This is a genomic window from Varibaculum sp., assembly GCF_008661855.1.
Lineage (GTDB): Bacteria > Actinomycetota > Actinomycetes > Actinomycetales > Actinomycetaceae > Varibaculum > Varibaculum timonense_A.
The window spans coordinates 1-3,232 of the sequence record NZ_RPZY01000017.1; the positions used below are offsets into that span (position 1 = coordinate 1).

The 3,232-nt window shown below is 55.1% G+C and carries 4 protein-coding genes; all 4 read right to left on the bottom strand.

What is annotated here, in order from left to right; translation table 11 throughout:
• Positions 1-866 (bottom strand): hypothetical protein (locus QZT94_RS01470; protein ID WP_296773105.1); only part of this gene is annotated, 866 nt, incomplete at its 3' end.
• Positions 867-1,277: 411 nt separating this feature from the next.
• Entirely contained in the window at positions 1,278-1,586 is a 309-nt protein-coding gene (locus QZT94_RS01475; protein ID WP_296773107.1) for a hypothetical protein, read from the bottom strand.
• A complete protein-coding gene (locus tag QZT94_RS01480) occupies positions 1,570-2,388 on the bottom strand; it encodes a ParA family protein (protein WP_296773109.1) in 819 nt (272 codons plus the stop codon). The genes QZT94_RS01475 and QZT94_RS01480 overlap by 17 nt, the downstream gene beginning before the upstream one ends.
• A gap of 74 nt (positions 2,389-2,462) precedes the next feature.
• On the bottom strand, positions 2,463-3,232 hold a 770-nt coding region (locus QZT94_RS01485; protein ID WP_296773111.1), incomplete at its 5' end, for a tyrosine-type recombinase/integrase.

The following is a 3,232-nucleotide window of genomic DNA, read 5'->3' on the forward strand; positions in this document are numbered from 1 at the left end:
CCGCCGCACACGTCACCACTACCACCGCTGTAGCCACCGCCTCCATTGCGACCTGCGTTCGAGTTGCTGTAGTTACTGGCGCTGTCGCCACCACCATTGCCTTCGTTGTATCCGCCCGTGCTTTGAGCCTGTTGGGCTTGTGTGTAGGCTGTGGCCGCGTCGTTTACCGCTGTGGTGGCATCGCTTAGGGTTTTGGCTACTGTGCCTGCTTGGTCTGCGCGGGTAAACACAGCCTCAATATCAGCTACAGCCTCCAGCGTTTCAGGCTCGGCTTGGTCGAGTGCTTGAGCTTCTTTCAGTGCAGTATCAAGCTGGTCGGTCACGCTCGTGTCTACGCCTTCACGATTAGCCATGCCAGCGGCTTCGATTGCCTCATTCAGGGTTTTTACCGCCTGGTCAAAAGTGGTTGTAGCCGCGGCCGCGACGTGTTCGCGCACGCCAGCAAATGAAGCAGTGAGCTTATCAAGCACGTTTTGAGCCTCCCCTTGGGCGTCCTTGACCGCGCGCGTAGCTTCTTTGGCTTGTTCAAGTCCTAGCGCGGAAGCATCCTGGGCCTCAACGCTTGAAAGTGCGTCTGCTTCTTCTACCGCCACGGCTAGAGCCGTGGTGTCAGTGTCTAAAGCACGCTGAGCCACTAGATCAATAAGCGCTTTGGCTTGCGTCTTAGTCTGGTCAAGTTCGGTCAAGGTCTGCTGATAGGTGGCCTGGGTCGCCTGGTATTCCTCGCGCGCGCTCAACGTATCAGTGTGGGTTTTCCATACCACCCCAACCACAACCAGCACGGCGATGAGTGCTACGGCGATGGTGGCAATAATGGGCGGGCGCTTATACCACGGTGGTGTCACCGTAGAGACTGGCTCGCTCATCGCAGTATCAGTTGTTTCTTGTAATGGGGTGTGGGGCTGGCTGGTGCTCATGGTGTTTTCCTTGACCTGTGTTGATGTCTAGTCTAGTTGATGGGGCCGCGCGGTCCGACGGGTAGGGTGCCGATTTGGCGTGGCTGAACAGGCGCGTGTAGTCGCGCTCGGGCTTGAGTGTTGTAGGCGATGAGGGCTTGTTCTACCCATTTGCTCCACGTAGTCGGCCCATTATTGGCAAGGCTGGCGATGAATAAGCCACGTGCTTCGTCTGCCACTTTTTCATCTACCCGAACAGTGATCTTTTGGATACCACTGGACTGGGTCTTGGATGTGGGTGTTTGTGCCCGTGGTTTGGCCTCGGTCTGGGTCTGGGTGATGACGCTGTGGCCTGCTAGGGCGCTACGTCTAGGTTGTGGTTTAGTCATGAGTGTGTCCTTCGTCGAGTTTTCGCATGTGTTTGTCTAGTCGATTGATGGCGTGCGCGGTTTCGGATAGGCGGGTGTGGAGTTGGAGCATTTGCTCAAAGTCTTTGCCTTCTAGCACGTGTTGGACTTTCTCTGTCCACGTGTAGGGTCCAGGTCCTAGGTGTTCTGGTCTGATCCAGTATTGGAGGTAGTGAGTTGCGTTTACCGTGTCGTTGTACAGCAACTTCAGATAGATGTCTTTTTCTTCACTGCTCGCCTGCCTGTAGGTGGCTAAGAGTTGTTTGTTACTGATTTTGCTCATTGCTCTGTTCTTCCTGGTGGGTTTGGATTGCGTGGAGGTATTGGGTGTAGAGGGCGGCGAGTTGTGCTGCTTCTTGTGGGGGCCATTGTTCTCGGGGCTGACTGGCTTCCACGCTGTCTGCGATTGCTACCCGTTTGGGGATGGGTGGGTTAAAGATTGTTAGTCCGCGTTGTTCTACTTCATGGGTTAGCTCGCTTATCCAGTGCCCGCCGCTGGTGGTGCGGGCTTCGTGCTGGTTGATGATGATTCCCCCGATTGTGAGTGTGGGGTTGTAGTAGGTGCGGATCTGGTCGATCGAACTGAGTAGTCTCGCTAGCCCGTTAGCGCTCCAGAGTTTGGAGTGTGTGACGATCAGGGTGATGTCGGTGGCGGTCAGGCCGTTGATTGTGAGCTGGTCGAGTGATGGTGGGCAGTCGATAAGACACACGTCATAGTTGCTCGCGATAGGACTTAAGGCGGCGCGTAGCCTGCTTTCGCGTCCAGCTCCTGCTACTACTAGTTCGTCTCTTACTACTGGTAGGGCCTCACCCGTGGTGGGTACGAGGTCTACCCCGTCCCATAGGCCAGGTACGGTGACTTCGCTTATCGGTAGCTTGGTTCGGTTTGAGAGCACGTCAGCCAACCCCGCAGTGTCCTCGTCTACTGGGTGTTTTGCGAGGCTACTGGTGATGTTGCCTTGCGGATCAAGGTCTACGACGATCACGCGCAAGCCCTCAAGAACCGCGGCGCGGGCTAGGTGATAGGTGGTAGTTGATTTACCTACCCCACCTTTTTGATTACACAGTGAAATGGTGAGCATCATTGTCTCCTCATGGGTTACATGTCTACGGTTGCCAGCGTTGCCGTCATTGCCGACGTTGCTGGCAGTGCTGGCGGTTAGAACAGGTAGTTGTTGAACATGGTTGGTAGTAGGTCGAGAGCCTGGCGTTGTAGGCGCACTGAAACGTTCATGTATAGCGCGGTTGTTTGTAGGTTTTCGTGACGCATAAGGGTTTGCACTACCCGCGCGTCTGCTCCTGCTTCAAGTAGGGCTGTGGCGAAATAGTGGCGTAGCTGGTGGGAAGTCATTGTGATACCCGCTCGCGCAAAAGCGTCAGAAATACTTGAGCCAACTGCCCGACGTTCTACATGCGTGTGAGGGCATGTGGAAGAAGGGAACCACCAACCGCGTAGAGGGTAGTGTTCAGCCTCGCGCAAGATGATGGGATGCACTGGCAGAACGGCGGTTTTATTGCCTTTTCCAACTACGGTTATCATTCCCGTTGCGTGATCGATGTCTTGTCCGCGTATTTTCGCTATTTCGTGGACTCGCAGCCCAGCAAAGGCAGCAAGCATGATGCGGGTGCGCGTGGCGGGACGTAGAGGCGAGGTGAGAACGGCTCGTAGCTGTTCATCTGTGATAGGTCGCGGTTGATACTTAGGACGTTTAGGCGCTGCAACGCGGGACATAGGATTGTCCTGACGGTGATCGCTGATAACCAGCCATTGATAGAAGGCTCGCAGATGCACGTAATATGTGTGGCGCGTGATCGCAGACGGTAACGTGGCAAGCCATAAAGTAATGTCCTCGAAATTGGCTACCTGAGCGTTCACCCCCGTTTGCTGAGTGAATTGGTCTACGACACGTAATCGTTCATCAATCGTCC